The sequence below is a fragment of the Planktothrix sp. FACHB-1355 genome (assembly GCF_014748295.1).
In the GTDB taxonomy this organism is placed as follows: Bacteria; Cyanobacteriota; Cyanobacteriia; order Cyanobacteriales; family Aerosakkonemataceae; genus Aerosakkonema; species Aerosakkonema funiforme_A.
In genome coordinates, this window is sequence record NZ_JACJUP010000540.1 from 1 (window position 1) to 4,395 (window position 4,395).

At 42.8% G+C, this 4,395-nt stretch carries 5 protein-coding genes and 1 pseudogene; 1 reads left to right on the forward strand and 5 read right to left on the reverse strand.

Features of this window, described 5'->3' with window-relative positions; genetic code table 11:
* From H6S82_RS20155 to H6S82_RS20170, 4 genes are all read right to left on the reverse strand, one after another.
* Positions 1-333, reverse strand: a 333-nt coding sequence (locus H6S82_RS20155; RefSeq protein ID WP_191056616.1) for a DNA phosphorothioation-associated protein 4, incomplete at its 3' end; no start/stop codon positions are given.
* Positions 334-423: 90 nt separating this feature from the next.
* Positions 424-1,080 carry a Uma2 family endonuclease gene (locus tag H6S82_RS20160; RefSeq protein WP_190461112.1) on the reverse strand — a complete coding sequence of 219 codons (657 nt, stop codon included), beginning with the start codon at positions 1,078-1,080 and terminating at the stop codon, positions 424-426.
* Entirely contained in the window at positions 1,070-3,133 is a 2,064-nt protein-coding gene (locus tag H6S82_RS20165; RefSeq protein ID WP_190461110.1) for an AAA family ATPase, read from the reverse strand. Before H6S82_RS20165 ends, H6S82_RS20160 begins: the two co-directional genes overlap by 11 nt.
* Positions 3,130-3,303 (reverse strand): hypothetical protein, encoded by a 174-nt coding sequence (locus H6S82_RS20170; protein ID WP_190461107.1) that lies wholly within the window; start codon positions 3,301-3,303, stop codon positions 3,130-3,132. The genes H6S82_RS20165 and H6S82_RS20170 overlap by 4 nt, the downstream gene beginning before the upstream one ends.
* 221 nt (positions 3,304-3,524) lie before the next feature.
* On the opposite strand from H6S82_RS20170, the gene H6S82_RS20175 reads away from it, so the two are divergent.
* A complete protein-coding gene (locus tag H6S82_RS20175; RefSeq protein ID WP_190461106.1) occupies positions 3,525-3,860 on the forward strand; it encodes a hypothetical protein in 336 nt (111 codons plus the stop codon).
* Positions 3,861-4,050: 190 nt separating this feature from the next.
* On the opposite strand, the pseudogene H6S82_RS20180 reads toward H6S82_RS20175, so the two are convergent.
* Positions 4,051-4,395: pseudogene (locus H6S82_RS20180) on the reverse strand (helicase-related protein); the annotation flags it as partial.

Below are 4,395 nucleotides of genomic sequence, written 5' to 3' on the forward strand. Positions count from 1 at the left end.
GTTGGCATATTCTTCAAAAATTTCGATGCGTTGTGATTCGGCATTTTCATCATTTGGTGATATAATGTTCACATCTTTAGTTTCTGCGATCGCTAACAACTTGATCGCCACATCATATCCCCTCGAAACGAAAATTTCTATGCCAATTGGGAGAGGGTCTCTTTTCGAGATTTCCTCCAAAGGCACTCGTTTTTTTCGTTTTGCACCCAATGCGGCGGCAAATACTATGATATCCGCGTAAGTTTGAAAAGGCCCAGTTGTTTCCTTGGCGATAAGTAATGATTTTACTAAATCGGCTTTATCTTTAGCTATTCTGATTTTACTGGCACTCATTTTATTGATATTTATTCAATCCACAATAACTGAATTCTATTTTTATTACCCCCAATTATACCATAGTTATAATTGGGGATATATTTCCTCTCAACTTTGGCTAAATGTTTGAATCAGCCAGCGATTAATCTCCCCATCATCCTGTGTTTGGCTGCGTTGGAGTGCTTCTTCAACGAGAGCGATCCCTAAGCCAGGTAACACACTTGACTCTTCAATTTCACCGCTACGCCTTTGGGAAATTTCAAAAGCAATTACATCATCAAGACTTGCATCAACAACCCAATATTCTTGCACACCAGCGCGTTCGTATATTAATCGTTTTCGTCCTAAATCATCACCTAGAGAAGTGGACGAAATTTCTATGACCAACGCAGGCGGATCGAATTCATTTAGATCGATCGGCGTATTCGTTCGAGGCGGTAATCTAAAATCTGCGCCTATATAATAAGACAAATCTGGTTGAAATTCACTAACACCAGTTCTGCGGAAACTCGCATTAATTAATTCGACAATTCGGATATTTCTCAGCGTTGCATAGAAATTAGCTACTCTGGAAGTAACCGAATTTTGACGACTGTGAAGTGGGCCTACTGCTGCCATTTCAATCCTCATGTATCCTTGATGATAAAAAAATTTTCCCTTTTCCCAATCAGGATTATTTCCCAAAGCGACAAACTCTTCCCAACTTGCCTTCACCCAGGTATCCGTCACCAAATTTTCAGCTACAGCCGCTAAACTAGAACTCATAATCCACCTCTACAATCTCCGTATATTCAAACTCATTCGGACTTTGGCGTACCAAAGAATAGGGAAGACCTCCCAACTCAATTGTATCCGCTTCGCAATCTGGCTTAGAAGAGTAATAAGTCAGCACATACTCTCTGCCAACGCGATTAGCCATTTCTTCTTCTACTTCACCTCGCCACTGAGTTTTAGTAACTAAAACCACCAATTGATTCGCCAATTTGGGAATTATTTTAGCAATTTGGCGGCGGTAGATTTCATCCAAACTGCCAAAAGGCGAATCCATCACAATTGGAAAAGTGCTGCTATTTGGCATCATCATTTCCTCTTTACTCCATTCTCTCACCCTGTCGATAATGCCGCCGATAAACGATAAACTGAGAATTTGATTCTCTCCCGTTGATGCGGCAACTTGCGACTCTTTACCCGCCGTCTTTTCCACTAGCGTCAGTTCGTATTTATCGGTGAGTTTGGGGAGATAAGGCTTAAAGGAAATTGAGCTAAAAATATCCTGTACCCGCTTTTCCAATTGCGATCGAAAATGCTTATCCAGGCGAGATCGAAACTCCGTCAAACGTTCGATCGCATCCTGAGTAGCCGCAATCCGCCGCTGTGCAAGCGCTTGTCTTGCCTCATTCATTTCCTGTTTGGCGATTTGTTTGCTGAGTTCGTCAATCTCGGTTTTTAAATCGGAAATTTTCTGCTTATTTTCTCCCTCCTCCAAAGTCAAATCCCGGATTTTACCTTCAATTTCATCCAATCGCTTTTGCAGATTGCGAATCTCTTCCGCCGGATTCTTTCTTAACTGTTCGCCAATATCATCCAGTTGCGTTTCAATGCGGGAAATTTCTTGCCTGATTTGATTGATATTAGCTTGCTCTTTATCGATATCCTGCCAAAATGTCGATGTTTGCTTATCAATTTCATCCACCTGTGCGATCGTCCGAATAGCCGTTTCTTCCACCGCTGCAATGCTAGCTTTATCTAGCCAACTACTGACATTGTGGTGAAGGTGCGTTCCCTCGCGTAACTCCGCACCGCAAATGCAGCGTTGCGAATTCAGCAAATCGTTGATAAATTCTCGCGAAATTCCCGAAGTTAACTCGCCTCGCTGTTTGAATTCACTCACAATTGCACGAAACTCCGCCGTTATTTCTGGTAGCAAAGTCGTGTATCCTCTAGTAGAAATCGCTTTATTCAACGCCTCTCTACTTTGTTTCAGTCTATCTCTATTTGTTGCTTTCTGCGATGACAACTCTTTGCGTCTTTCTTCTAAATCTTTCGCACCACTGACATCGCGGAAACGGTTACTCGTTTCTTTTTTGAGCGTTTGTTGGTGAGATAATTCCTGACCGATCTCGGTTTGACGATTCGTTAATTTCTCAACTTCCTGTTCTTTTTTGTCCTTCTGTTTCAATAACTGTCGCGTCTCGGTATCGCCGATCGCCTTTAATTCCTCTTCCAAAGTTTTCTTCGCTTCCTTCAGATGCTTGATGGAACGATCCAGTACTTCCATACCCAGCATCGTTTTAGTTGCTTCGGCAATTTCGAGTTTATTATCCGATCGCACAATTCGATCGATGCGTTCTCCGTCAAAGAAAAAATACTGATGCAACGTTTCCGGTAAAATTCTTCCTATTATATCATCGGGATGCTGTTGGGGAAGCTGCCATCTGCCATCGTCTCCCGCTACCTGCATATATAGCCTACTTTCGCCTTGTTCGATCGTCTCACTTTTGTAAGCGCGACACTCCCGTTTGGCGCGATAGCGTTTGTCATCGTGTTCCCACACAATTTCCACCCAACATTCTACAGATTCACCCGCTTTTGCTTCTGCGATCGCTCTTTTATTCACCAGCTGTTCTTCCGAAGCAAAAGCCGCCGTAAACTTCTCATACAGCACCCAAGTAAACGCATTTAATAGCGTCGTTTTACCCGCGCCATTATTGCCGTGAATAATCGTTGTGTTGCGCTGTTCTTCGCCGCAAAGTAAAATCTCCGGAGTCTTGCCATAAAAACAGCGAAAGTTATTAAGTTTAATGGAAATTAACTTCATTTAACGCATTCCTTTATAATTGCAAGAATGTCGTCATTAATGCCTTTCGGTTTTGGCATATAAAGCTTATCCTTTTCCGCTTGCTTGACGCGATCGATAATTTGTCGCACCTCTGGGGGAGCCGTTGCGATCGGCTCTTGCACGTAACTCAGGCTGATTTCCTCTTCCATCTCCCCAATCCTATGAAAATTCGCACTTATTCAATCGATCTTAGAACTTAAGGGTGTAGAGTGTAGCAACTGCGGATGCAGGCGATCGACGCAGGCAGTTATAATAGCGCGTAGACGCGGCAACGAGGATGCCTTGTCAGCTTACAGATATACTCATCTGGGATATTCCGAAAGAGAATGACGCCAACAGTGTATGCGCGATTGCGGGTTGAAAGATTAAAATGTTAGTCCAAGTAGCCTCCAAATGGGAAAAAGTAGAGCATTGGCTCAAACAAACTGATGATTCGCAGTGGGTGAAAATTCAAGCAACAGGTGATTCTAACGGAATTCCCGTCACCGCTGCTAACATTCTCGAACTCACCCTCAAATGCGAGTGGTCAGAAATAGAAGATATGTCCGAATTGCTTTATGCTCAGCAAGGAACGATGTTTCCTTATGGATTAGAAATCGGGTGGGGAGATCCAAATAAAGCTTACCGTGAAGGTAACTCATCTGAGGCAGGAGTTTATTTTTTTAACGCTTACAAAATAGAAAGGATGGAAAGCTTAGCTGAGTAAATAACTAAAGTTGCGGTGTTATATAAAATAGAGTGCATAACTGGCGAATTATTGCTTAAAAAGTATCTGGAAAATCGATATAATTCACCATAAATTTTAGGACTTACGCAAGTGTCACAAGACTTAAAAAATTTTATAGGTACGTTGTTGTGCTTCAGCGCTAAATCTGGCGCTAAAGCGCAACAACATACTAAATATCCAACAAACCATAACGCTTTTGCAAACTCAACAACTTCATCCTCGCTTCCCCCGCATTATCAGCTAAATCCGCAAATTCTACCAAGCGGCGCAACTCCCTTCGCAGCAAATTGCGTTCAGTTTCCAAAGTTTCTCGATCCATATCCGGAGGCAGTACGATCGTATCAAATAAAGTCGCCCTTTCCTTACCCGGATGCCTTCGCAAAATGCGTCCCCGCCGCTGAATAAACTGGCGGGGATTACCGCTACTAGCCAAAATCACCGCATTTTGAATAGCCGGAATATCCACCCCTTCATCCAAACAGCGAATTGCCACCAAACCTTGCAATTAACCCGT

Coding starts and splice junctions, on each gene's coding strand:
- H6S82_RS20160 (WP_190461112.1), bottom strand. CDS start 1,080: ATGAGTTCTAGTTTAGCGGCTGTAGCTGAAAATTTGGTGACGGATACC.
- H6S82_RS20175 (WP_190461106.1), top strand. CDS start 3,525: ATGTTAGTCCAAGTAGCCTCCAAATGGGAAAAAGTAGAGCATTGGCTC.
- H6S82_RS20165 (WP_190461110.1), bottom strand. CDS start 3,133: ATGAAGTTAATTTCCATTAAACTTAATAACTTTCGCTGTTTTTATGGC.
- H6S82_RS20170 (WP_190461107.1), bottom strand. CDS start 3,303: ATGGAAGAGGAAATCAGCCTGAGTTACGTGCAAGAGCCGATCGCAACG.